The 25,623-nt window shown below is 43.9% G+C and carries 27 protein-coding genes; 18 read left to right on the forward strand and 9 right to left on the reverse strand.

Annotation, left to right across the window (positions count from 1 at the left end; genetic code table 11):
• Positions 1 to 7 precede the first annotated feature (7 nt).
• From hemW to K370_RS07825, 6 genes are all read right to left on the reverse strand, one after another.
• Complete coding sequence (gene hemW / locus K370_RS07800; protein ID WP_047540537.1) at positions 8 to 1,246, reverse strand: radical SAM family heme chaperone HemW; 1,239 nt, start codon at positions 1,244 to 1,246, stop codon at positions 8 to 10.
• Positions 1,224 to 1,466, reverse strand: a complete 243-nt coding sequence (locus K370_RS07805; protein ID WP_047540540.1) for a hypothetical protein — start codon at positions 1,464 to 1,466, stop codon at positions 1,224 to 1,226. Before K370_RS07805 ends, hemW begins: the two co-directional genes overlap by 23 nt.
• A complete protein-coding gene (gene rdgB / locus K370_RS07810; protein WP_047540543.1) occupies positions 1,463 to 2,095 on the reverse strand; it encodes an RdgB/HAM1 family non-canonical purine NTP pyrophosphatase in 633 nt (210 codons plus the stop codon). Before rdgB ends, K370_RS07805 begins: the two co-directional genes overlap by 4 nt.
• 37 nt (positions 2,096 to 2,132) lie before the next feature.
• Entirely contained in the window at positions 2,133 to 2,861 is a 729-nt protein-coding gene (rph, locus tag K370_RS07815) for a ribonuclease PH (RefSeq protein WP_047540545.1), read from the reverse strand.
• Between the two features lie 151 nt (positions 2,862 to 3,012).
• Positions 3,013 to 3,942, reverse strand: a complete 930-nt coding sequence (locus K370_RS07820) for a PP2C family protein-serine/threonine phosphatase (protein ID WP_047540547.1) — start codon at positions 3,940 to 3,942, stop codon at positions 3,013 to 3,015.
• Positions 3,943 to 4,009: 67 nt separating this feature from the next.
• Positions 4,010 to 4,951: a serine/threonine protein kinase gene (locus K370_RS07825; protein ID WP_047540549.1), complete on the reverse strand. Its 942-nt coding sequence runs from the start codon at positions 4,949 to 4,951 to the stop codon at positions 4,010 to 4,012.
• 228 nt (positions 4,952 to 5,179) lie between these two features.
• On the opposite strand from K370_RS07825, the gene K370_RS07830 reads away from it, so the two are divergent.
• From K370_RS07830 to K370_RS07915, 18 genes are all read left to right on the forward strand, one after another.
• The gene (locus tag K370_RS07830; RefSeq protein ID WP_047540552.1) at positions 5,180 to 6,046 is read left to right on the forward strand and encodes a YicC/YloC family endoribonuclease; all 867 of its coding nucleotides are present in this window, start codon (positions 5,180 to 5,182) and stop codon (positions 6,044 to 6,046) included.
• A 236-nt stretch (positions 6,047 to 6,282) separates the two neighbouring features.
• Complete coding sequence (locus K370_RS07835; protein ID WP_047540555.1) at positions 6,283 to 7,842, forward strand: circularly permuted type 2 ATP-grasp protein; 1,560 nt, start codon at positions 6,283 to 6,285, stop codon at positions 7,840 to 7,842.
• Positions 7,836 to 8,783, forward strand: coding sequence for an alpha-E domain-containing protein (locus K370_RS07840; protein ID WP_047540557.1), 948 nt, complete (start codon positions 7,836 to 7,838; stop codon positions 8,781 to 8,783). The genes K370_RS07835 and K370_RS07840 overlap by 7 nt, the downstream gene beginning before the upstream one ends.
• Positions 8,784 to 8,795: 12 nt before the next feature.
• Positions 8,796 to 9,650: a transglutaminase family protein gene (locus tag K370_RS07845; RefSeq protein ID WP_047540560.1), complete on the forward strand. Its 855-nt coding sequence runs from the start codon at positions 8,796 to 8,798 to the stop codon at positions 9,648 to 9,650.
• A gap of 65 nt (positions 9,651 to 9,715) precedes the next feature.
• Positions 9,716 to 10,450 carry a proteasome-type protease gene (locus K370_RS07850; protein WP_047540563.1) on the forward strand — a complete coding sequence of 245 codons (735 nt, stop codon included), beginning with the start codon at positions 9,716 to 9,718 and terminating at the stop codon, positions 10,448 to 10,450.
• A 3-nt stretch (positions 10,451 to 10,453) separates the two neighbouring features.
• Positions 10,454 to 11,089 (forward strand): guanylate kinase, encoded by a 636-nt coding sequence (gmk, locus tag K370_RS07855; protein WP_047540566.1) that lies wholly within the window; start codon positions 10,454 to 10,456, stop codon positions 11,087 to 11,089.
• 88 nt (positions 11,090 to 11,177) lie between these two features.
• On the forward strand, positions 11,178 to 11,390 hold the full coding sequence (rpoZ, locus tag K370_RS07860; protein WP_047540569.1) for a DNA-directed RNA polymerase subunit omega: 213 nt from the start codon (positions 11,178 to 11,180) through the stop codon (positions 11,388 to 11,390).
• A gap of 27 nt (positions 11,391 to 11,417) precedes the next feature.
• On the forward strand, positions 11,418 to 13,655 hold the full coding sequence (locus tag K370_RS07865) for a RelA/SpoT family protein (protein WP_047540572.1): 2,238 nt from the start codon (positions 11,418 to 11,420) through the stop codon (positions 13,653 to 13,655).
• A 38-nt stretch (positions 13,656 to 13,693) separates the two neighbouring features.
• On the forward strand, positions 13,694 to 15,748 hold the full coding sequence (recG, locus tag K370_RS07870; protein WP_200883470.1) for an ATP-dependent DNA helicase RecG: 2,055 nt from the start codon (positions 13,694 to 13,696) through the stop codon (positions 15,746 to 15,748).
• A gap of 5 nt (positions 15,749 to 15,753) precedes the next feature.
• Positions 15,754 to 16,308 (forward strand): chorismate lyase, encoded by a 555-nt coding sequence (locus K370_RS07875; protein ID WP_052185205.1) that lies wholly within the window; start codon positions 15,754 to 15,756, stop codon positions 16,306 to 16,308.
• Entirely contained in the window at positions 16,305 to 17,192 is an 888-nt protein-coding gene (gene ubiA, locus K370_RS07880) for a 4-hydroxybenzoate octaprenyltransferase (RefSeq protein WP_047540577.1), read from the forward strand. Before K370_RS07875 ends, ubiA begins: the two co-directional genes overlap by 4 nt.
• 356 nt (positions 17,193 to 17,548) lie before the next feature.
• A complete protein-coding gene (gene rplM / locus K370_RS07885) occupies positions 17,549 to 17,992 on the forward strand; it encodes a 50S ribosomal protein L13 (protein ID WP_047540581.1) in 444 nt (147 codons plus the stop codon).
• A 25-nt stretch (positions 17,993 to 18,017) separates the two neighbouring features.
• On the forward strand, positions 18,018 to 18,410 hold the full coding sequence (gene rpsI / locus K370_RS07890; protein WP_047540584.1) for a 30S ribosomal protein S9: 393 nt from the start codon (positions 18,018 to 18,020) through the stop codon (positions 18,408 to 18,410).
• Positions 18,411 to 18,516: 106 nt separating this feature from the next.
• The gene (argC, locus tag K370_RS07895; protein ID WP_047540586.1) at positions 18,517 to 19,572 is read left to right on the forward strand and encodes an N-acetyl-gamma-glutamyl-phosphate reductase; all 1,056 of its coding nucleotides are present in this window, start codon (positions 18,517 to 18,519) and stop codon (positions 19,570 to 19,572) included.
• 12 nt (positions 19,573 to 19,584) lie between these two features.
• The gene (locus tag K370_RS07900; protein ID WP_047540588.1) at positions 19,585 to 19,956 is read left to right on the forward strand and encodes a hypothetical protein; all 372 of its coding nucleotides are present in this window, start codon (positions 19,585 to 19,587) and stop codon (positions 19,954 to 19,956) included.
• Positions 19,957 to 20,023: 67 nt separating this feature from the next.
• Positions 20,024 to 20,410, forward strand: a complete 387-nt coding sequence (locus K370_RS07905) for a bactofilin family protein (RefSeq protein WP_047540590.1) — start codon at positions 20,024 to 20,026, stop codon at positions 20,408 to 20,410.
• 153 nt (positions 20,411 to 20,563) lie between these two features.
• Positions 20,564 to 20,929 (forward strand): iron-sulfur cluster insertion protein ErpA, encoded by a 366-nt coding sequence (gene erpA, locus K370_RS07910; protein ID WP_047541813.1) that lies wholly within the window; start codon positions 20,564 to 20,566, stop codon positions 20,927 to 20,929.
• A 78-nt stretch (positions 20,930 to 21,007) separates the two neighbouring features.
• Complete coding sequence (locus K370_RS07915) at positions 21,008 to 21,637, forward strand: arylesterase (RefSeq protein WP_047540591.1); 630 nt, start codon at positions 21,008 to 21,010, stop codon at positions 21,635 to 21,637.
• Between the two features lie 82 nt (positions 21,638 to 21,719).
• Here K370_RS07915 and gltA read toward each other — a convergent pair whose 3' ends face one another.
• The 3 genes from gltA to K370_RS07930 form a co-directional block, all read right to left on the reverse strand.
• Positions 21,720 to 23,018, reverse strand: coding sequence for a citrate synthase (gltA, locus tag K370_RS07920; RefSeq protein WP_047540594.1), 1,299 nt, complete (start codon positions 23,016 to 23,018; stop codon positions 21,720 to 21,722).
• 67 nt (positions 23,019 to 23,085) lie between these two features.
• On the reverse strand, positions 23,086 to 24,216 hold the full coding sequence (locus K370_RS07925; protein ID WP_047540597.1) for an anhydro-N-acetylmuramic acid kinase: 1,131 nt from the start codon (positions 24,214 to 24,216) through the stop codon (positions 23,086 to 23,088).
• A 2-nt stretch (positions 24,217 to 24,218) separates the two neighbouring features.
• Entirely contained in the window at positions 24,219 to 25,565 is a 1,347-nt protein-coding gene (locus K370_RS07930) for a M23 family metallopeptidase (RefSeq protein ID WP_047540599.1), read from the reverse strand.
• Between the last annotated feature and the right edge of the window lie 58 nt (positions 25,566 to 25,623).

The following is a 25,623-nucleotide window of genomic DNA, read 5'->3' on the forward strand; positions in this document are numbered from 1 at the left end:
TAAACGCTTATAAAAACAACGCTAATAAATCGTTTAAGTAACGTTGGCCTAATAAAGTCGGTGTTATTCGCTGCAAATCCTGCTGGATTAATTTTTTTTCTAAAGCAGTTTTTATCCCTAAATTAATGCTTTGTATGGATTTACCCGTACGCTCTTGAAAAAGCTTTGTTTCAAAACCGCTCGTTAACCTGAGTGCGTTCATCATAAATTCAAAACCTAAATCCGCTTGCGGAATCAGCCAACTATTATCCACAGCGTTGCTAGCTTCAGCATTTTCCATAAATGCTTTTGGATGTTTGTGTCGCGTTTCGCGGGTGATTTTATCGTGATAACTTAGCTTGCTGTGGGCGCCTGCGCCAATGCCCAAATAATCGCCAAATTGCCAATAATTCATATTGTGCCTTGCGTGAGAGTTTGGCTTGCAGAAAGCCGATGTTTCATAATGCTCGTAACCATGTTCAGCCAATAAAGCTTCAATCTGTTCCTGCATGTCTGCGCTCAAGTCATCATCTGGCAAACTAGGTGGTGTGCGATGAAACGGCGTATTGGGCTCTAACGTTAAATGATAAAACGATAGATGATCCGGGTTCAGCGCGATGGCTTGGCGCGTGTCATTTAGCGCATGCTCAAGCGTCTGATTTGGTAATGCATACATCACATCCAGATTCACGCGTTCAAAGGTACTCAGTGCCAGTTCGGCCGCTGTAATGGCTTGCTTATCATCATGAATGCGACCGAGTGCTTTTAAATAATCAGCATTAAAGCTTTGAATACCCAGTGAAATGCGATTGATACCTGCCTCTTTATAACCTGCGAAACGGCTGGTTTCCACAGTGCCGGGATTGGCCTCCAGTGTGATTTCTGCGCCATATTCCAGCGGCGTTAACATGCGCACCGTGCTTAAAATTTCGTCGATTGATTCAGCAGAAAATAAACTCGGTGTACCACCACCAAAAAATACGCTTCTGATTTTGCGCCCGTAAATGCGCGGCACGGATTGCTCTAAATCGGCAATTAACGCCGCTACATAACGCTTTTCAGGTATATCAGTGCGTGACTCATGCGAATTAAAATCGCAGTACGGGCATTTTTTAACACACCAAGGAATATGAATATACAGCGATAAAGGCGGCGGATTGGCCAGACCGGATAATGTTGCCTGGCCTAAAAGTGGCGAAGTGCTATTGATTGGCTCAGTTTTCGTATTGAAAAGTGTGTCCGCTTTAATTGGTATAACTTTTTTCAAGGGCCGCTTTAGTTTTTTGATAAGGGTTAATTAACTGATTGACGAGTTGATGCAGGGCTTCACGCATCTGCGCTTCGGATACTTCTAGCAGTAAACCATCTTCAAATGCATCTTGGGCGATCTGTTGAATCTCTTCAAAATTTTCGCGCATGACTTTGATTTTTTCGGTGCAAGAGACTATGCTACCATCATCTCGTAACCATATTGGTAGATTTTTCATACTTTTAATGCCTTGATTTTAATCATTAATTGTTGCAACGCTTGGCCACGATGACTGATTTTGTTTTTGATGTCAGGGCTTAACTCTGCGCCGGTTTTGTGGTGACTCAAATCCAGAAACAAAGGGTCATAGCCGAAGCCATTTGACCCTCTTGGTGCTGTTAAAATTTCACCTGACCAAATGCCTTCTGCAATGATGGGTTGAGGATCGTCGTGCCGGCGCACCAATACTAACGCGCAGTAATAATAAGCGCTGCGGTTACTTTGGCCTGCCAGTGCGCTTAATAAGGCCAGATTATTTTTTTCATCGCGGTTTATTTTGTCCGCGTTTGTTTCGGCACACCCATCAGGGTTAATCATATCGGCAAAGCGTGCTGAATAAACACCAGGCCTCCCTTGCAACCCTTCAACACACAGGCCTGAATCATCTGCTAGTGCAGCTAAGCCACTATGTAAGCTGGCATGTCGCGCTTTGGCCAAGGCATTTTCGATAAAGGTGAAATGCGGTTCATCTGCTTCGCTAATATTCAAGCTGGCTTGTGGCAATACTTCAATATTAAGCAGGGTTAATAACGCTTGAATCTCACGCAATTTACCTTGGTTGTTCGATGCAATAACGAGTTTGTTCATCGGTATCAATTTTCCTACGCCAATATTGTCGTTTTAATTAGCGTGCCAAGGCGGTTTTCTGTAAAGTCAGCAATTCACCAATGCCGCTGGCAGCCAAGTCCAGCATGCTGTTCATGGTGTCGCGCGCAAAAGGTTCGCCTTCTGCAGTGCCCTGAATCTCTACAAAACCACCATCCGCTGTCATCACTACATTCATATCGGTATCGCAGTCAGAGTCTTCAATATAATCTAAATCCAATACAGGTAAGCCTTTGTAAACGCCCACTGAAATCGCCGCTACAGCTTGTTTAAGTGGGTTCTCAGTGATTTTCCCGCTGGTTAAAAGCGTAGAGATAGCATCATGCAAAGCGACATAAGCACCCGTAATACTGGCTGTGCGCGTACCGCCATCTGCCTGAATCACGTCACAATCAATGTGAACGCTGCGCTCACCGAGTTTTTCCAGATCAATAATCGCGCGCAAACTCCTGCCGATCAAACGTTGAATTTCTTGTGTGCGGCCGGATTGCTTGCCTTTTGCGGCTTCCCTATCCATGCGGCTGCCGGTTGAGCGTGGCAGCATGCCATATTCTGCGGTTACCCAGCCTTGATTTTTACCTTTTAAAAATCCAGGCACTCTTTCTTCCACGCTGGCGGTACAAAGCACATGCGTGTCACCAAATTTAACCAATACCGAACCTTCGGCATGTTTGGTGTAATGGCGGATAATTTCTACGCTACGCAACTGATTAGTGGCGCGCTGGCTGGGGCGGGTTGTTGATTGCATGATAATGGCTTTAAAAAATGTGCGTTAAATAAAGGCACATTATAAGCCATGCGATATTGAGATGCGCTTAAAACTTGTTTGGCGACAAAAGCACGAGCAGACTAACTTTAAGTTGAGTCTTGGTTTGATTTAACTTAATCCTAGTTTGAAATTAAATTTTTGGTTTTTGCTGGGTTTTATTTAAAGCATTTTGAATTTCTGCGATGGTGTTTTCAATATCGTCATCAGAAAGATCGTTCAGATTCATATCATCATGTATATGTTGTTGCACGGTATTCATGATGGTAGTGGTTTCGCCCAAAGGCATCAGTTGTGTAGAAACTGCGTCACTACTTTGTTGCCTGTCACCCCATTGCAAACCGATGGCGCTCATATTATCACCACGTTCGTCGCTGGCAAATTCGGCGCTATCCATCAACCTGTTGGTGGCATCCGCAATCACGATGTTTTGCTGAATAATGTCTTTAATTTGTTGATCGCTTAACACGCCCCAAACGCCATCGGTACACAACAGAATGGTGTCGCCTTCTAACAATTCAAAGCGGTCAGATAAATCGATTTTTGGCTGCGTTTCACCGCCTAAGCAGTTATACACCTTATTTTTATAAGGATGCGTCGCCATTTCTTCTTTGGTGATCATGCCTTTTTTGTACAAAGATTGCACAACAGAATGATCTTCCGTGCGGAACAGCAAATGACCATCACGGAAGTGATACAAGCGAGAGTCGCCCACGTGCGCGCAATACAAAAATCCACGCTGGATAATGGCGACCACAATGGTTGTACGTGGCGATTCGATTAACTCCTCACTTTGCGTCACGTTATCAATCATGTCGTGCACTTGCTGGATGTGATCGATTAAGAACTTGGCGGGGCTACTTAAAAAAGGCACGGCTAAACGTTGAAAAGCGTCGGTTAATGTTTTAACCGCCAAATGCGCGGCCACTTCACCATTGCGATGGCCACCCATACCATCGGCCAGCACCAGCAACAAGGCATCTTTGCTGTAAGAATAAGCCAAGCGGTCTTGGTTATAATTTCTCGGCCCCTGGCGGCTATTTTGGTAAATAGAAAATTTCATTTAAGTGGTGGTTTTTATTTAAGCAGTTTTTATTCAAATAGTGATGTTTTAAATGTTAATCAATATCCTAAAGCGGCCTGTTTAAAACATCTTTTATTTTTTTAGCCAAACTGGGTTTGGGAATGACTAACGGCGGCACTGTTTCAAATAATGTTTTCTGTAGCGAGAACACGCTTTGCGGCCGTTCCATGTAGTCTAATTTTAAGCAATTATCAATAATTTGCAGCAACTCTTGCGTGTAAATACCTTTACCCACTTTGGTGGCTGGCGCTAAAAAATCTTTTTTGCTGCGTTGATTGGCAGCCATCGGTGCAGACCTTGCCAAGCACGAATACATGCTGGCGCCCACACTGTAAATATCGCTCCAGGGGCCTAATTGTTTACGTTCAAAATATTGCTCCGGCGGTGCAAATCCTGGTGTATAGCTGGGTGATAATTTAGATTGCGTTTGGGTCAGTGTTTGGCGCGCAGAACCAAAGTCGAGCAATACCGGTGAGCCATCTAGGCGAATGTAAATGTTGGCAGGCTTAATGTCCAAGTGTAGCAATTTCTGTGTATGCACTTCACGTAGGCCATTTAACAGCTCACCAAACACACGGCGCACAAATCTTTCATTCACAGGTTCGGGCTGCGACAGAATAAAGTCTTGCAAGGATTTGCCGCGTTCATACTGCATCACCATGTAAACGGTATTGTTTTCTCTGAAAAAATTCAGCACGCGTACGATATTTTTATGGTCAATTTTGGCTAATGCCAGACCTTCCTCAAAAAAACATTTGAGGCCATGTTTGAATGTGGCGGCATCATCATCGTTGCCCAGCAATACGGTTGCGCCATCCTCGCGCAAGGCTAAACCGGTGGGCATATATTCTTTAATCGCCACGATATTTTTGTTCATATCCTGGGCAAGATACACAAAGCTAAAGCCGCCAGTACTTAAGACTCGGGTAATAATGTAGTCTTGAAGGATATAGCCGATAGGCAGAGATAAGTTCTTAAGTGTCGCCATTTAATCAATTAAAATATCAAGGTTTGGAATGGATTAACCTAAATGCATGAATAGAATCATATTCTATGATACAGAAATTAACTAGATTCTCGCACACAATATGCATTAAATCATAATTAAATCATGGTTGTTTGTTACAATTGTCATAAATTACTTTAAGAAATTACATTAACGCACGACTTCTAGAAATAGAAACTAATTCTAGACATTAAATATAAGAGCCATCATATGATATTAAGCATGACCGGATACGCTGCACTTGAAAGCAATACTAAAAATGGCGTTTTGTTGTTGGAGTGCCGCTCGGTAAACCATCGCTATTTAGAGTTACAGCTTAAGTTGGATGATAATTTACGCCAGTTTGAAGCGACTGCTCGCGAATTGGTGCAGGCTAAACTGGGGCGTGGAAAAGTCGATATTCGCATGAACATGATGCGTGAAGCTGGTGCAGATGCAGCGCCACAGTTGAATCATACTGTTTTGCAGCAGATTGCAGAAAGTGCGAAAACTGCCGCCCAATATTTTCCACATACGCAACCGGTTAATATGCTGGATATATTGCGCATGCCGGGTGTGATGATGGCCGATGCGATGGATAACGATGCATTGGAAGCGGATTTTAAGCAGTCGCTGAACCAGGTTTTGCAAAGTTTGATTGATGCGCGTGAGCGTGAAGGTGCAAAATTAAAAGCAATTATTTTGGATAGATTGCAGCAAGTTGAGCAGCATGTGACCAAAGTGAAACCCATGATGCCCAATTTAATTGCTCAATATCAGGCAAAATTAAGTGTTAAGTTGCATGAAGCGACGAATAGCCATGACGATGATCGTATTCGTCAGGAAATCGTGCTGTATGCACAACGTATCGATGTGGATGAAGAGCTTTCACGACTAACGTCGCACATTTCGGAAGTAAAGCGTATTTTGCAGGCGGGCGGTGCGGTTGGTAAACGCCTGGATTTTTTAATGCAGGAAATGAATCGCGAAGCGAATACGCTTGGTTCAAAATCGGTAGCGATTGAAACCAGTCAAATTTCAATGGAGTTGAAAGTGTTGATTGAGCAGATGCGCGAACAGATTCAAAATATTGAATAAATCTTTAAGAGTAAATTTTTAAACCTAACCGCAATAAATTAAACCCTTAAAGCACGCACTAATCTGTCGCGTGCGCTTGAATATCCACTTTTCTCACGCACTAAATCCGTGCATATTTTTGAATCATGAAATGGTTGTTTTTTAACTGGTTGATTTTATTGTAAAAATTAACTGGCATACGCCTTGCATAAGCTTTCATATTAATAAGTCTTTTACATTAAGCAAAGATTTAAATTATGCAAAAATCGCTTCAATCGTTTTTTGATGAAATGCAGTTGGATATGACTGCTCCAGATGAGAATCGCGTGCGACATATTTATGCGGCTTATCAGGATTGGTTAAAAGATATTTCGCATCATCAGCTGGAAAGTAAACGCCAAGAAGCGGAGTTACTATTCCGCCGCGTGGGCATTACGTTTAATGTGTATGGTGAGGAAGATGGCTCTGAGCGGCTGATTCCGTTTGATGTGATTCCGCGCTTAATATCCGCAACAGAATGGTCAAAACTATCTGCAGGTGCCATTCAACGCGTGCGTGCCTTGAATATGTTTTTGCATGATATTTATCATGGCCAAGAAATTATTAAGGCGGGCATTGTACCGACCAGTATTTTAGCCAACAGCCAATATCGCCCAGAAATGTTCGGTGTAGATGTGCCGAATCAGATATACGCACACATTGCGGGTATCGATTTAGTGCGTACTTCAGAATCGCAATTTTATGTGCTGGAAGACAATTTGCGTACGCCGTCTGGCGTGTCATACATGTTGGAAGATCGCAAAATGATGATGCGGCTATTCCCCGACTTATTTCGCCGTTATCCCATTGCGCCAGTCGACCATTATCCGCAAGTCTTGTTGAAAAACCTACGCGCGGTTGCGCAAATCGGTGTGCATGATCCGGTAGTGGTATTGCTCTCGCCAGGCGCTTATAACAGTGCGTATTTTGAGCATGCTTTTATCGCCCAGCAGATGGGGATTGAGCTAGTGGAAGGCCAGGATTTATTTGTGCGCAACAATGCGGTGTACATGCGCACCACGCAAGGTCCGCAACGGGTTGATGTTATTTATAGACGGATTGATGACGATTATATCGATCCGCTGGTATTTAACGCCGATTCTATGTTGGGCGTGCCGGGCTTGCTTTCTGTTTACAGAAATGGCGGCGTGACGCTAGCAAATGCGGTGGGTACAGGCGTGGCTGATGACAAAGCGACTTATATTTACGTGCCTGAGATGATTAAGTTTTATCTGGGCGAAGAGCCTTTGCTGGAGAATGTGCCGACTTACCAATTGAGCAAAGAAGACGAACTGCAATATACCTTAGAGCATCTGCATGAATTAGTCGTCAAAGAAGTGCAAGGCTCTGGCGGCTACGGCATGTTGGTTGGGCCAGCTGCTACTAAAAAAGAGATTGAAGAATTCAGGTTACGTATTTTATCCAAGCCTTCAAACTATATTGCGCAACCGACATTAGCACTTTCTACTTGTCCAACCTTGGTCGAGGCGGGCATTGCGCCGCGCCATGTGGATTTGCGACCGTTTGTATTGTCGGGTAAAACGGTCACGTTGGTACCGGGCGCATTGTGCCGTGTAGCACTAAAAGAAGGCTCGCTAGTGGTGAACTCATCGCAAGGCGGTGGCACTAAAGATACATGGGTGCTGGAAAGTGATTTATTAGCGCCAACAGACTTAACACCTAAAAATGTCCAAAAAGTCGCAGGACATGCAGTTGGCGAAACGGAACTTAACACTCAAAAACAGGTGAAAAATGCCAAGGCAGAGTCCGTATGTTAAGTCGAACCGCTGATCATTTATATTGGATGGCGCGCTACATCGAGCGTGCAGAGAACATGGGGCGCGTGCTGGAAGTGACTTACAGCATGTCATTGGTGCCAAATGCAGCAGAAAGTGAAGCTGCGCTTTGGCTACCAGCGCTGGAAATATCTGGCAATGTAGACGAATATGAAGCGGAATATGGCGACATTAACGCCGCCAATGTGATTCATTATCTGGCGATGGATCCGAATAATCCTTCTAGTATTTATACCGCATTACGCAATGCGCGCGAGAATGCACGGGCTGTGCGCGTGGCAATGACCTCGGAAACTTGGGAGAACATCAATGCACTATGGATTGAGTTTCAACAATTTAACGGACAGGATTTAGCCAAAAATGGCTTGCGCGAGTTTTGCGATTGGGTAAAAGCGCGCTCACATTTATTTAGAGGCGTTTGCTTTGGCACCATGTTGCGCGACGACGCGTTTAGCTTTGTGCGCTTAGGTACGTTTATCGAGCGTGCCGATAACACCGCGCGCTTATTGGATGTGAAATATCATTTGTTATTGCCCGAGCAAGAAGAAGTGGGCGGCGCGGTGGATTATTACGAGTGGAGCGCGGTATTGCGCTCTGTTTCTGCGTTTCAGGCGTACCAAAAAATATTCAGTGACACGATTGTGCCGTGGCGCGTGGCGGAGTTGCTGGTATTAAGACGCGATATGCCGCGCTCGCTGCATGCTTGTTTAGATGAGATTAGTCCGATATTAGATCAGCTTTCGGGCAGTCGCCATACCGAGTGTAGAAGACTTTCTGGCGAGCTACATGCGAGATTGCGTTATGGAAAAATGCAGGATATTTTCCAGCAAGGATTGCATGAATTTTTAAGCGACTTTATTGACTCCAACAATATATTAGGTGCCGAAATCCAACGGGCTTTTTTAAGTATTAATCCCAGTTAAAAGCAATTTATTATGCGCCTTACTATCGAACACCATACTCAATACGTTTATACCACGCCGGTCAATTATACGATTCAGCAACTGCGACTGACGCCGCAAAGTGGTTTTGGCCAGCACGTTAAATATTGGGATATCAAAGTGCAAGGCCAAATGCATGAGTTTGAAGATGCTTTTGGTAATACCACACATACCTTGGTGGTTGATACGCCGCATACTGAGTTAAGCGTGACGGTTGTGGGAGAGGTGGAAACAGGCGTTAACGATTATTCGCAAGAGCAGACATTACCACTCACCATTTATTTACGTGATACGCCGTTAACATTAGCCGACGCGTCAATTAAAGATTTTGCCATGGCATTCAAGCAAAAACCGATTGATGACTTGATGCATGCGTTGGTGCAAAAAGTGGGTTATATTCCAGGCGCAACGGAAGTCACGACGACTGCGGTTGAGGCGTTCAGGCTGGAGCAGGGCGTTTGTCAGGATCACTCTCATGTCTTTATTGCCTGTTGCCGCAGTTTGGGTTATCCAGCGCGCTATGTGAGCGGATACTTATTTACCCAAGATGGCAGCTTGATGCAAAGTCATGCCTGGGTGGATGTATGGTTTGATAACGCTTGGCAAAGTATCGATGTATCCAACGGCTGCCACGCGGGCGAAACCTATGTGCGTTTGGCCACAGGTTTAGATTATCGCACTGCCAGTCCTGTCACGGGTATGCGTTCCGGTGGCGGCGTAGAAGGCATGGCCACTAGCGTGGTGGTGAATCAAGCAGGTGCGCCCATTCATCAAAAACATAAAATGAATCAAATTGAACTACTCAAGCAAGCGCAGTTGATACAACAAGCTCAGCACGCGCAGCAATAACCCAAGCAATTATTCAAAAATGGTATGATTCGCTTTTCGTAAACTTCTGTATTTTCACCATTATCATGACATATTGTGTCGGTTTATCATTAGAGCAAGGTTTGGTTTTTGCGTCCGATACACGGACTAATGCGGGTATCGACCAAGTCGCTATTTCACCCAAAATGCATATCTTTGAAGTGAAAAATGAGCGCGTGATTGTGTTAATGACATCGGGTAATCTGGCGATTACACAATCCGTGATTAGCGCGTTGCGTTTAAAAATCAGCAATGCAGAAGAAAATAGTAGGCACTTACATAATGTTGAAAGTATGTTTGAAGCAGCCAGTTTGGTTGGCGCTGAATTACGCGCTACTTTCGAGCAAGAAGGTGAGCACTTTAAAAGCCACCAAATTGAATTTAATGCCAGTATTTTAATTGGCGGCCAAATCAAAGGCGAAAAGCCACGGCTATTTAATGTGTATTCGGCAGGCAATTTTATTGAGACCTGCAATGAAACACCTTATTTCCAAATCGGCGAAACCAAATACGGTAAACCAATTATCGACCGCGTTGTGCATTACGATACCGATATTATGGATGCGGTAAAGTGTTTGCTGATCTCATTCGATTCTACGATTCGCAGCAATGTTTCCGTCGCTGCACCAATCGATTTATTAATTTATCGCGTTGATAGTCTGCATGCAGACTGCAAGCAGCGCATTGCAGAAGCAGATCCATATTATTCAAAAGTGAGGCAAGGCTGGGGCGCTGGACTAAAAGAAGTTTTTTCCGCGCTACCAAGCCCAGATTGGTGTTAAAGCATGACATTAAGCATGGTATTAAATCAGGTTCCAGGTAATCTTTTTATCGTCACAGCAGCCTCTGGCGCAGGAAAAACCAGTTTGGTTAAGTCGATATTGACGCATGATGCGCAAGTGAAGCTTTCTATTTCACACACAACGCGCGCGCCAAGAGTCGGCGAAGAAAATGGCGTGCATTATCATTTTGTGAATGACGCGCAATTTTTAAGCATTTTAAATAACGGTGGTTTTTTAGAAAGTGCGGATGTACACGGCGCAAAGTACGGTACATCGCAAGCTTCTGTAGATAGCGCTTTGCAGGCTGGTTACGATGTGATTCTAGAGATTGACTGGCAGGGCGCTGCGCAAGTGCGCGAGATTTATCCGGATAGTATCGGTATTTTTATCTTGCCGCCATCGGTCGAAACCTTGGAATTTAGACTGAATAATCGAGGTCAAGATAGTGTCGAGGTGATTAATAAGCGCGTTGCTGCCGCGCGCGAAGAAATGAGCCATGTGGTCGAGTTCGATTATGTTACAATCAACGATAATTTCGATGTGGCTTTGCAAGATTTAATGGCGATTATTCGTACTTGCAGATTAGAAACGCAATCACAATTACAGCGTTACGCTGCACTGGTTAAACAATTAACCTAAATTTCAGCCGGCATTATTTAAATATTCAACATTTAAAGCTTTATTTAGTTAAAGCTTAATTAAAACATAACTTAAGAAGGTAAAAATCATGGCACGTATTACAGTAGATGATTGTTTAGACAAAATTCCGAACCGTTTTCAATTAACCTTGGTTGCGGCTTATCGTGCGCGTCAATTGGCTAATGGGTCAGATCAACTTGTGCATACTTCTGGCCAAAAAGATAAGCCAACGGTATTAGCTTTGCGTGAAATTGCAGCGGGTAAAGTGGGCGTAGAAATTCTAACTCGTACACATTCTTAAGCATTTAAGCGGTAAGCATGTAACTCAATGCCAAAATCTGCAACCAAAAACGGCATTCATAAAAACACAGTCGACACATTTCAATCTGCCGAGCCTAGTTTATTGCCGGCAGATTCTGAAACCTCACAACTTACCTTATTATTAAAAGAATATTTTAGCCCAGCCGACATTGAACAAGTGTGGGCGGCTTACCGCTATGCAGCGAAAGCGCATGAAGGCCAAACGCGCAAAACGGGTGAGCCGTATATTACGCACCCTGTCGCCGTTGCATGTATTCTAGCCAAGCTGCATTTAGATTTACCAACCGTACTCGCCGCTTTATTACATGATGTGGTGGAAGACACTGGCGTGTCAGTATCGGAAATTGCGGAACAGTTTGGCAAGCAGGTTGGCATCTTGGTGGATGGTTTAACCAAGCTGGATAAAATTGAGCTGCAAAGCGCCGCGCAAGCACAGGCCGAAAATTTCCGCAAAATGCTGCTGGCGATGAGCCAGGATGTACGTGTGATTCTGGTGAAGCTAGCTGATAGATTGCATAACATGCAAACGCTGGAATCGATGCGACCTGAGAAACAAAAGCGCATCGCACGTGAAACCTTGGAAATCTATGCGCCTATCGCCAATCGGCTTGGGCTCAATGTCATTTATCAGGAGTTGGAAGACTTAAGTTTTCAATATCTATATCCCATGCGCCATCGTGTGCTGTCTAAAGCCATCATGGTCGCGCGTGGAAATCGTAAAGAAGTTATTGCCAAAATCTTAGATGCAATTAAACAGCGTTTAGAAGAAGTGCAGATTGAGGCTGATGTTAAAGGTCGCCAAAAGCATCTGTATAGCGTGTATCGTAAAATGGTCAGCAAAGGCGTTGCGCTAGAGCAAATTCATGACATTTATGGCTTCAGGATTTTGGTTAAAGACATGGCAAATTGTTATTTGGCCTTGGGTCATTTACATGCGCTTTATAAACCTATTCCCGGTAAGTTTAAAGACTATATTGCCATTCCCAAGGCCAATGGCTATCAGTCATTGCATACCACTCTATTTGGCCCTTTTGGTACGCCAATTGAGGTGCAAATTCGTAGTGAGCAAATGCATAATGTGGCTGATGCTGGTGTTGCTGCACACTGGATGTACAAAACCTCGGATGCGAATTTAACTGCCTTGCAACAGCAAACGCATCAATGGTTGCAGCGTTTATTAGAGATTCAAACTGAAAGTGAAGACAGTTTTGAATTTCTGGAACATTTCAAAGTGGATTTATTCCCTGATGAAGTCTATGTATTTACGCCAAAAGGCAATATTCTGGCCTTGCCGCGCGGCTCTACTGCGGTAGATTTTGCCTATGCGGTACATACCGACGTGGGTAATAGTTGTGTGGCGGTTAAAATTAACAACGAGCTCGCGCCGCTGCGTGCTGAAATGCGCAATGGTGATCAAGTGGAAATCATCACCGCTGCTTTAGCCAAACCCAATCCAGCTTGGCTCAATTATGTAGTGACTGGCAAAGCGCGTTCACATATTCGGCATTATTTAAAAACCGTACAAGTATCTGAATCGGCGCATTTGGGCGAGCGCATGCTAAATCTGGCTTTGCGTGCCTTGCATGTAGATACCAGCTTGATCAGCGACAAGCAATGGCAAAAAGTCATGCGTGATTATGGCGCTAAAAATAAAGCGGAAATTCTGGCAGAAATTGGTTTGGGCAAGCGCATGAGCCTGATGGTGGCGCATCAATTAGTCGCTATCGGTCAGGAGCTAACTAATGATGAGAATTCTAAAACCAAAAAACCACTCGATATCATTACTATTCGCGGCTCTGAAGGTATGGCAGTGCAATTTGCGCAGTGTTGCACGCCAATACCTGGCGATCCAATTTTAGGCTTTATCAATAAAGAAAAGGGCTTAATTATCCACACGCATGATTGCCCAACGGTAGCTAAATTCAAGCTAGACCCTGATAAATGGCTCGATGTGGAGTGGGATCCTGACAATAAAAAACTGTTTAAAGTCAATGTGCGCATTGTGGTTGCAAATGAGCGCGGTATGCTGGCTAAAATTGCTGCCGGTATTTCAGAGGCTGGTGCTAATATTGATAACGTCAGTGTTGAAGAGCCGGATGGCAGTCAGTATTCCAACGTGAACTTTACGGTGCAAGTGAGTGATCGCGTGCATTTGGCAGGCTTGATGCGTAATTTACGTAAAATTCCCAATGTTGTGCGCATTAATCGAGTAAAAGGCGGCAATTCAGAAAACCGCATTCAGTAAGTGCTTTATCTTTGGGCATGCCCGCGCTTAGTAAATCTATGACCACACTAGCTGAAATCAAGGCTTTCTCAAAACCGCTTGTCGCCAATCTGCAAAAGCTTGGCATTTCAAACCTTCAAGGTTTATTGCTACATTTGCCGTTACGTTATATGGACGAAACGCGCATCACCACCATACGCGATTTGCGCCTTGGCGATACTGTGCAAATAGAAGGCGAAATCACCCACGCAGAAGTGACTTATAAACCGCGCAAAGCCTTAATTGCACGAATTGATGATGCTAGCGGGCAGTTAACATTACGTTTTTTGCACTTTTACCCTAGTCAAATCGCTGCATTGAAAGAAGGCTCAAAATTACGCGTCTATGGTGAAGTGCGGCATGGTTTTTTCGGTTATGAGATGGTGCACCCACAATGCAAAGTTGCAGGTGAAAGCACAAAAGTGGCTGAAACACTTACCCCTATTTATCCGACTACGGCGGGTTTAACGCAACCCACAATCCGTAAAGCGATTGCATTGGCGATTCAGCAAAATGCACTAGATGAAACTTTGCCAGCAGGCGTTTATAAAAATCTCGATTTTAATAGTGGTCATTTGCCCAGTTTTGCAACCAGTATTCAGGCTTTGCATCATCCTGCGCCCGATGCTGATTTAACGGCACTGGAAAATCACGCAACGCCAGAATGGCGCCGTTTGGCCTATGATGAATTGCTGGCGCAGCAGCTTTCCATGCGCAAACACTATGCTAAAAGACGCAGTATTAATGCGCCCGCTATTGCGATATCCAAAACATTGGCTCAACGATTGCTTGGAAATTTGCCTTTTGATTTAACCAATGCACAAAAAAAAGTCGTCACAGAAATCAGTCATGATTTGACTCAGCCGCATCCAATGCAGCGTTTGCTGCAAGGCGATGTTGGCAGCGGCAAAACCATTGTGGCGTGTATGGCTGCTTTACAAGCGATTGAGCATAGCTGGCAAGTGGCGCTAATGGCACCCACAGAGATTTTAGCCGAACAGCATTTTAAAAAATTTGAAACTTGGTTTAAACCGCTTAACATTAATATTGCATGGCTAACAGGCAGCCAAAGCAAGAAAGAGCGCGAAGCAGCATTGGCTGATATCGCTAGCGGTCATGCCCAGCTAGCTATTGGTACGCATGCTTTATTTCAGGATGCGGTCATATTTAAAAAATTAGGTTTAGCCATTATTGATGAGCAGCACCGCTTTGGTGTACAGCAACGTTTGGCTTTGCGCAAAAAAGGTGAGCCGGAACCACATCAGTTAATGATGTCCGCCACGCCCATTCCGCGTACATTATCCATGAGTTATTTTGCTGACTTAGATGTTTCCGTGATTGATGAGCTACCACCAGGCCGCACGCCAATTGTTACCAAACTGGTATCCGATGAGCGACGTGATGAAATTCTGCAACGCGTACGTGAGGCCTGTTTGGCTGGTAGTCAGGCTTATTGGGTTTGCCCATTGATTGAAGAGTCAGAAGCGCTGCAATTGCAAACCGCCAATGATACGTTTGCGCATATGCAAGAAAGCTTTCCAGAGCTGAAAATTGGTTTGGTACATGGCCGCATGAAACCTGCCGAGAAGCAGGCGGTGATGCAAGCATTCAGTAAAAACGAAACGCAATTGCTAGTGGCTACCACCGTGATAGAAGTAGGCGTGGATGTACCTAACGCCAGTTTAATGGTGATTGAGCACGCAGAACGTTCCGGCCTAAGTCAATTGCATCAGCTACGTGGTCGGGTAGGGCGCGGTGCGGCCAAAAGTACCTGCATTTTGCTCTATCAAAACAAGTTAAGTGAGACAGCACGGGCGCGATTAAAAGTGATATACGAAAGTAACGACGGCTTTGCCATCGCTCAGGCAGATCTGCATTTGCGCGGCCCTGGCGAATTTCTAGGCACCCGCCAAAGCGGTGTGCCGATGCTAAAAATCGCGGATTTAGAACGAGATGTGGATTTGCTACAAGCTGCAAAAAAAATAGCGGATAAGTTAATCAGCGATTACCCGCAAGCGGTAGATGCACATTTGCAGAGATGGATGAGTCACGCAGATGAGCTGGTGAAAGTTTGAATCAAATGTTAGTCAACGTAACGCTAGCAACATTTCCTATAAGAAAAGTTAATTGGCTAAACAGACCAATATTGTCTGGGCAATTAAAACCCTGGCTAATTGATCATGGTTCATTAACTTCAAGTTTGCAGCAACGTTATTCGGATTTTAAAGTGCGACCTGTTGCGATGATTTTTGCTAAGCCAATTGTAGATGAAGCCACTTTATTGCATGTGCCTGCGCGTAAGGTTGCTTTAATACGTGAAGTATTATTGTTTGGTGGCGGTCAACCCGTTGTATTTGCGCATAGCGTGTTGCCGAGAGCAAGTCTACGCGGCTCATGGAATGCGCTTGGCAGACTGGGTAATAAGCCATTAGGTACGGCTTTATTTACCAACCCTAAGGTGAAACGTGCACCACTTAGTTATAAAAAACTTTCCCCGCACCAAGTTTTATACCAAAAAGCAGTGCAGCATCTCACAGATAAACCAGCTTGTTTGTGGGCGCGACGTTCGGTTTTTAGGCTGAATTGCGCTACTATTTTGGTTACCGAAGTGTTTTTACCCAATCTTTCAAAATGAATTCAAGCAAAAATATAAAAACGTTAACCAAGAAACTAGATGCTTACGAACGTTTAATGCGTCTGGATAAGCCGATTGGCATTTTGCTGCTGTTATGGCCGACGCTTTGGGCTTTGTGGATCGCCAGTCGCGGCAAGCCAGATTGGATTGTTCTGCTTATTTTTGTGACAGGTACGGTATTAATGCGTAGCGCAGGCTGTGTGATGAATGACATTGCAGACCGCAAATATGATGGCTTAGTGGAGCGTACGAAAAATCGACCGTTGGCGACTGGCGAAGTGAGCGTTAAAGAAGCCTATTTGTTAGCTGCTGGATTGAGCTTATTGGCATTTTGTCTGGTGTCGCTGTTTAACAAAACCACTATTTTATTGTCGTTCGCTGCCTTGTTTTTAGCGGCAACTTATCCTTACACCAAACGTTTTCTGGCGATTCCGCAGGCATATTTGGGCGTGGCATTCGGTTTTGGTATCCCGATGGCATTTGCCGCTGTGAATGATTATCTTGCGCCATTAGCCTGGCTATTACTGGTCGCAAATGTATTATGGGCGATCGCTTACGATACACAGTATGCGATGGTTGATCGCAATGACGATTTAAAAATCGGTATCAAGTCTTCCGCCATTTTTTTTGGCAAATATGATGTGATTGCGGTGATGGCATGCTATGCCGCCATGTTGGGTTTATTGATTTATATTGGTCAGTTAATGGGTTATGGGCAATATTATTATGCTGGTCTTATTGCCGCATTTTTGCTGATGTTGTGGGAATATAAATTAATACAAAAGCGCCATAAAACCGACTGCTTTAAAGCGTTTTTAGCGAATAACTGGATTGGCCTAGCCATTTTTATCGGCTTGGTATTTGAATATTATTTCAAACACTAAGCTTGATTTAATAGAAGTTTGTATTCAATTATTTATATCAGCCAAGATAAATTGAAATAATTTTTCAGGCAGTTCGGGTACTTTTGTATCTTTTTGAGCTTGCTAAGTAGTATATAATTGCCTGCTCTTCCGACTGCGTTCGGATATGTTTTGGCTAGGAAATCTGTGTGCCAATTCAAAATAACAGCCCCAATTATTCTGCTTAAATAACGGGCTAAAACTTTATAGTAAGCATTAACTGTAAAATTAGGCTAATTAATCATTTTTTGTAATTGACAAGCGGATAAGCAAAAGCATATAATCCGCCCTCTTGATTTTATAAGCTATGGCTTAATACTGAACTGGGTAGTTATACGATGAATATTTTTTCTGGAAAAACATTTTCTGCAAAATCGCACGAAGTACAACGCGATTGGTTTGTGATTGATGCAACCGATTTGGTGTTGGGTCGCTTGGCAAGTGCTGTAGCGCACCGTTTACGTGGCAAGCATAAAACCATTTACACGCCACACGTAGATACTGGCGATTACATCGTAGTGATTAATGCTGACAAAATTAAAGTAACAGGCGCAAAAGCGACTGACAAACAATACCATAGTCACTCTGGTTATCCAGGCGGCATCAGCACTACTACTTTCTCTAAAATGCAAGACCGTTTCCCAGGTCGTGCTTTAGAAAAAGCAGTAAAAGGTATGTTGCCAAAAGGTCCTTTAGGCTACGCAATGATTAAAAAAATGAAAGTTTATGCTGGCGATAAGCATGAGCATGCTGCACAACAACCAAAAGCATTGACTATTTAATAGTTAAGAGACAGGGTAAATAAAGATGATTGGTAAATACAATTATGGTACAGGCCGCCGCAAAAGTTCAGTAGCGCGCGTGTTCTTGAAATCAGGTAAAGGCAATATCGTTGTGAACGATAAGCCTGTTGATGAATATTTCTCACGTGTAACTTCACGTATGATTTTGCGTCAGCCGCTAGAGTTAACAAACAACACAGCTAGTTTCGATATTATGGTTAACGTAATCGGCGGTGGTGAATCTGGTCAAGCTGGTGCGGTACGTCATGGCATTACGCGTGCCTTGATCGATTACGATGCTGCGCTTAAAAGCGCATTGTCACATGCTGGCTTCGTGACACGTGATGCACGTGAAGTAGAACGTAAAAAAGTTGGTCTACGCAAAGCGCGTCGTCGTAAACAATTCTCTAAACGCTAATTCAGCTTTCGCTTTATTTAGGCGTCAAGAGTTAAAAAAGGTCGCGTTAGCGGCCTTTTTCATTTAAGGTTAAGTTTTTTAGAGTATCATTTTGGTTGTAAGGCATATGGCAAATCAAAAGTTAAAAGTAGGCATTGTTGGTGGTACGGGTTATACAGGTGTAGAGTTGCTGCGTCTTTTAACCATTCACCCGCATGCAGAATTAACAACAATCACTTCGCGTGGTGAGGCAGGTTTGCCGGTGGCAGACATGTTTCCCAGTTTACGTGGGTTTGTTGATCTAACTTTTTCTGACCCAGCAACGGCTGACTTAACTGCCTGCGATGTCGTATTTTTTGCTACACCACATGGCGTGGCGATGAGCCAAGCGCAAGCGTTACTAAAAGCCAATGTAAAAATCATTGATTTGGCCGCAGATTTTAGATTGCAAGATACTGCTGTTTTTGAAAAATGGTACAAAATGCCACATAGCTGCCCAGATATTTTAGGCACTGCGGTCTACGGTATTCCAGAGCTTTATCGCGATCAAATTAAAACCGCAAAAGTAATTGGCAATCCAGGATGTTACCCGACAACGGTTTTGCTGGGATTAGTGCCTCTACTAGAGCTTGGATTCATTGATTTTTCTGCACCGATTATTGCGGATGCTAAGTCTGGCGTGTCAGGCGCGGGTAGAAAAGCAGAAGTATCAACGCTGTTTGCAGAATCAAGCGATAACATGAAAGCGTATGGCGTGGCAGGGCATAGGCACCACCCAGAAATTCACGCGCAAATGACGCAACTGGCGGCGGGTGCAAAAATAGATTTCATCTTTGTGCCACACCTTATTCCAATGATACGTGGCATGCTTTCAACCATTTATGTCAAATTGTCTGATTCGGCTAAACTGGTTGATTTGCAGGCATTATATGAAAAACGTTATGCCAGTGAGTCATTTGTGGATGTGATGCCAGCTGGCAGCTTGCCAGAAACGCGCTCAGTGCGCGGTGCTAATCAGTTACGCATGGCTTTGCATCAGCAAGCGGACTCAGGTTATTTAACCATCGTTGTGGTACAAGATAACTTGGTAAAAGGTGCAGCGGGTCAGGCAATACAAAACATGAATATTATGTTTGGCTTGGAAGAAGATTCCGGTTTGCAGGTCGTGCCGCTTTTGCCTTAAGTTGAAAACGTTATGAAGCCCGTTCGCCGTAAAATCCGTCGCCATTTCGGCTTAACTGCCAAACAAGTCGCGGTGCGTTCAAAAAGACCGTGGTATTTTCAAGTATTGTTAGCTGTATTATTTGTTATCGTGGGGTTTTCCTCGGCTTACTGGATATTTCAAGGCGGGGAAAATAAAAGTATTCGTCAAAAATATGAACAGGTTATGTTGGAAAACAGAGCGCTGCAAGCTAAGTTAGTTGGTGCGCAACGTGCACTGCAAATAGAGCTGGCAACCAATAATAACCTTGCCAAAGAGCTTGCAACCGTTCAAGATGAGAGCCTTAAAACTAAAGAGGATTTATTCTTTTACAAAAATATGCTGAACGGTAAAAGATTAAAATAGTGTCCTACTGATTTGGTGCCAATGGCTAATTAGATAATGGATAAGCCTTAAGCGAGCGGGGAATTACATGTTTTTCAAGAAAGCGAATAAAATTGATAACCGTATCGACACACTAGTGGGTGTAGATACGCGTATTGAGGGTGACTTATATTTTAGCGGTGGTTTGCGTGTAGATGGCGCAATTCGTGGCAACGTTAGTGAACAAAATGGCGCGCCTAGTACCATTATCGTGAGTGAGCATGGCAGTATCGAAGGTGCAGTGAATGCGTCAAAAATTGTGCTTAACGGCAAAGTGGTCGGCCCAGTAAAAGCCAGCCAGTTTATTGAGTTGCAAACCAAAGCGCGCATTATTGGTGATTTATATTACAAATCCCTGGAAATGCATACTGGCGCGGTGATAGAAGGCAAGCTGGTTTATATGGCCGATGGTGCAGCAGCAGACGAAATGCTTTAAATTGAATTGTAGTTAGAACATTAAATGGTTAATCACTTGTAAAACTGAACATTAATCCCCAATAATGTTCTATAGTGGTTGAATCAATAGTATTAAATGCCGTGGCTTAATTTGGTTAAGCAAAGCAGTATTGTGAAGTTTAAGGAGCAAAATATGAATGCAGTGACCGATTTACCTGATGTAGAAATGCCAACTCCGTTGGTATTTACTGATAATGCTGCAAAAAAAGTCAAAGAATTAATTGAGGAAGAGGGCAGTCCTGATTTGAAACTGCGTGTATTTGTTAGCGGTGGCGGTTGTTCTGGCTTCCAATACGGCTTTACGTTTGAAGAAGAAGTAAACGACGATGACACTCAAGTGGAAAAAGATAGCGTTACTTTATTAATCGACCCCATGAGTTTGCAATATTTAATGGGCGCGGAGATTGATTACCAAGACAGCTTGCAAGGTTCGCAGTTTGTGATTCGTAACCCGCAAGCGACTTCTACTTGTGGTTGTGGATCGTCATTCTCGGTTTAATGCTTAATAGTTAATGTGTAGTGTTATATAAAAAGCCAAGCGTTTTGCTTGGCTTTTTAGTTTTTAAAGGGTTATTCAATGAAGAAATATTATTTGGTGCTGTGCATTTTATTCGCGACATTAATCGCTGCTTGTAGTGAGAATGCAAAATACACAGCTGTGCCAAAAGACGCGACTGTGCTTATTCTGGGCGATAGTCTAAGTTATGGAACTGGTGCTAAAGATGGTGAAGATTATCCAACTTTATTAGCTAAAACCACTGGCTGGCAAATTGTTAACAAAGGAGTTCCCGGGGATACATCGGCAGCTGGTTTAGAGCGTTTGCCCGATTTGTTAACCGAATATCAGCCACAATTATTAATTGTTGAGCTAGGCGGTAACGATTTTCTGCACCAGCTACCACAAAACCAAACGGAAGCTAATTTAAAAGCCATTTTATTGTTAGCCAAAGCACAAAACGTTAAAACAATTTTGGTGGCCATTCCAGAATTTAACGCCTTAAGAGCCGCGGTTGGAAATTTAGCTGACCATCCTATGTATGAAGCGATTGCTAAAGAAACGGCTACGCCATTAATTGCTGATGTATTTTCAAAGGTGTTATCAGATAGAAGTTTGAAGGCTGACCAAATACATCCAAACGCGACTGGCTACTCAAAAGTGAATGAAAAAATATACAAAGCATTGCAAAAATTGGGCTTTGCGAGCTAATTAATCCATTTTCCAGATATAGATACGTCACTTTGGATGTATTTAACAAGGTAATTAAGACGGTTTTGGTAATTTCTAAACGTTAGCGCTTTTCAATTGGTACAAACTCACGTCTATCCTCACCTCTATACAATTGCCTTGGGCGTCCGATTTTATGTTCAGGGTCGGCATTCATTTCACTCCATTGTGCTACCCAGCCGGCAGTACGGGCTAGGGCGAAGATAGCTGTGAACATGCTGTTTGGGATACCCATGGCGCGCATGACAATGCCGCTGTAAAAATCGACGTTTGGATACAGTTGGCGTGAGACGAAATACTCGTCTTCAAGTGCGATTTTTTCTAGTTCCATTGCCAATTTAAATAGTGGGTCATCTTGTAATCCAAGCTCTTCTAAAACTTCATGGCAAGTGTCGCGCATAATGGCGGCGCGTGGATCCATATTGCGATAAACCCTGTGCCCAAAGCCCATTAGGCGGAAAGTGTCGGATTTGTCTTTGGCGCGCTGAATAAATTCACCAATGCGCGATACATCGCCCATTTCTTCCAGCATTTTTAAGGTTGCTTCATTGGCGCCGCCATGTGCTGGTCCCCAAAGCGATGCAATACCCGCAGCCACGCTGGCGAAAGGATTCGCGCCACTTGAACCAACGAGTCTAACGGTGGAGGTGGAAGCGTTTTGTTCATGGTCGGCATGCAGAATTAGAATCTTCTCAAACGCTTTTGCTAGTACTGGATTTGGTACATATTCTTCACATGGTGTGGCAAACATCATGTGCATAAAGTTTTCAGCGTAATTTAGATTGTTTTTTGGGTACATAAATGGTTGTCCCAAATTGTATTTGTAGCACCAAGCGGCAATGGTGGGTACTTTTGCCAATAAACGATAAGCAGATGCGATACGGTGTTGTGGGTTGTATACATCCATCGAGTCAAAATAGAAGGCTGACATTGAACCGACAACGCCAATCATGACTGCCATTGGGTGCGCGTCGCGCCGAAAGCCGCGGAATATGTTGCTAAGTTGATCGTGCAACATGGTGTGGCCGCTGATTCGGTCGGTAAATTCCGTTTTCTGCACGGCATTTGGTAGTTCGCCATGCATTAATAGATAAGACACCTCTAAAAAGTTACAGTGCTCTGCCAATTGCTCAATAGGATAACCGCGATGGTAGAGCAGGCCATTTTCGCCATCAATGTAGGTAATATTGGATTGGCAGGCGGCAGTAGACATAAAGCCTGGGTCGTAAGTAAAGACGCCGTGTTTACCAAGGTTGCGTATATCTATTACGTCATTACCCAAATTACCAGAAAGTACCGGTAAGTCGATAGGAGTTGCGCCGTTGTCAAAGGTGATGGTGGCTTTGGTTGGTTTTGTAGTCATAATCAATCTTTATTAGGCATTTTGGTTCGTTTAATCAAGCAGCAATAATACCAAAGGTATAAAGTCCTTAGGCAGAATAAATTGCACCCAGCACACGCAAGCCTTTTGCGCCTGTGACGGCTGGCAAGTTGCCGGGTTTGTGGCTGATGCTTTGTTTGGCAAGCCAGGCAAAGGCTGCGGCCTCAACCCAATCTACACCTACGCCTAATTCTGCCGTAGTTGCTAGTACAGCCGAAGGCTGTGTATTGGCTAACATTGTTTTTAAATGTTGAATGAGCAAGGTGTTGTGAGCGCCGCCGCCGCACAAATAAACCGCATCAACATCTCCACAATATCGGGTAAGTGCCTCATGAATGGTGTGTGCGGTAAGTGCAACCAGTGTATGCGCTACATCTTGGGGTCTGTAATCCGTATTCTCTAAATATTGCATCAACCAGGCATCGTTAAACAAATCGCGGCCAGTGCTTTTTGGCGCTTGTAACGCAAAATAGGGTTCAGCCAGCATTTGTGATAATAATGGCTGAATAATTTCGCCTGAAGCCGCCCACTCACCGTTTGCGTCGTAATCTTTATCCAGATGTCGTTTTATCCATGCATCCAGCAACATATTGCCTGGGCCGGAATCAAAGCCCAAAACTTTCCCTGAGTTTAAATCGTCATTATTTTTTGCCAAATAGGTAATATTGGCAATGCCGCCTATGTTAATAAGCGCACGATTGCTTTGTTTGGAACCAAATACCGCCTGATGAAATGCCGGCACTAACGGCGCGCCTTGACCACCAGCTGCAATATCGCGACTTCTAAAATCAGATACCACCGTAATGTTGCTGAGTTCTGCCAGTAAGGCCGCATTGCCAATTTGCAAAGTAAATCCGAGCTCCGGCCTGTGGCGTATGGTCTGGCCATGGCAGCCGACTGCCGTGACTTGATTTGCCTGTAAGTTTTGCTTGGTTAGTAAAGCGTTAACCGCCTCTGCATATAAAAATGCGAGCTTATTTGCCGTTAAGGCCGTTGTTTCTAACTCGTTGTCAGCGGCGGTATGTAGCTGTAACAATTGAGTTTTTAATGCTTGCGGATACGCCAAAAAATGCGTTGAGATGACTTGGCATGTGTCATCCTTTAAATCGCAAAGTGCAACGTCAATGCCGTCTAAACTGGTGCCGGACATAATGCCGATGAAAAGTTGTGCTTTAACCATGTTTAATCCGTGCTGGCTGTTTGTCGACGGTTTAGCATTTCAATCTGCGCCATCAAATTCAAACTTTGTTCATCGAAAGCTTTTTTATACTGGCCATCTATTGGCACGCTCATCGGCAACGCCACAGTCATTGGGTCTCGATGTACTTTATTCACCAGAAACTCGTAATGCAAATGCGGACCAGTGGCCAAGCCTGTCATGCCGACAAAGCCGATAATATCTCCTTGCGCTACACGCATGCCTCTACGTAAGCCCGCTGCGAAGCCTGATAAATGTCCATAAACGGTGCTGATGCCGTTTTCATGTTTGAGCACAATCACATTGCCATATCCGCCTTTGCGTCCGACAAAGTCGACTACGCCATTGCCGGAAGCCTTAATGCGCGTGCCAGATGGCGCCGCCATATCGACACCTTTGTGCGCTTTGATGCGATTTAAAATAGGATGGTAGCGCCCAGTGCTGAATGATGAGCTGATGCGTGTAAATTCCAGCGGTGAACGTAAAAAGGACTTATGCAAACTTTTGCCTTCGGGCGTGTAGTAAGCAAACTTGCCTTCAGCATCACCAAAATGAATCGCCTGGTATTTTTTGCCTTTATTGACAAACTCAACGGCTAATACATTGCCAACTTTCATCATCTCGCCAGCGTTATAAAAAGCCTCATACACCACATTGAAATGGTCACCAGACCTTAAATCATTATAAAAATCGATATCACTGGAAAATATATCGGCGATTTGTAAGGCAACTTGGTCAGGTATGCCGGCATCATCCGTCGCGCCGAATAGCGAATTAACAATAGTGGCCGATTTTAAAATTTGGTGATTTTGCAGAATTAACTTTTGAGTGGCTACTTGGTATCCTGCGGGCGTTAAGCCGGCTACCAAGATAGTTTCATTATCTACTTCGTATTCTAAATGCAGCAGTTTGCCGTCCAAATTGGTTTTAATTTCCAATGAGTGGCCAGGAATTAATCGTGTGTTAATCGCGCGCGCATCCGGTGAAATCGTCAAAAATTTAATGGCATCTTCATCACGTACCGACATGCGTCTAAATAAGCTACCTAAAGTATCGTCGCGCCGCACTTGGTCGATTTGCCAGAACTCTTCATTGCGATCTACGTTATGTACCGCTAGCGGCAGAGTAACACCTTCGGTCACTATTTCAGATTTAACGTAACGTGGCTGATTCGGCGATGCTGTACCAAAAGCCGCGATGACGGCAAAAAAAGGTAGTAATAATAAGACTGCGGCCCAGCGTAATTTTATTTTACGCAAGCCCTGTAATAAGTTTTGCGTTAAAATAGCAGGCTTAAATTTCTGCTTGTTTCTGTTAAAAAATTGCGACATAAAAAGTAACTAAAACTGCTTAAAAGCTTGGATAGCAAAGCCTCTTGCTTGGAATCGA

The sequence above is a fragment of the Methylotenera versatilis 7 genome (assembly GCF_000799165.1).
GTDB classification, from domain to species: domain Bacteria; phylum Pseudomonadota; class Gammaproteobacteria; order Burkholderiales; family Methylophilaceae; genus Methylotenera_A; species Methylotenera_A versatilis_A.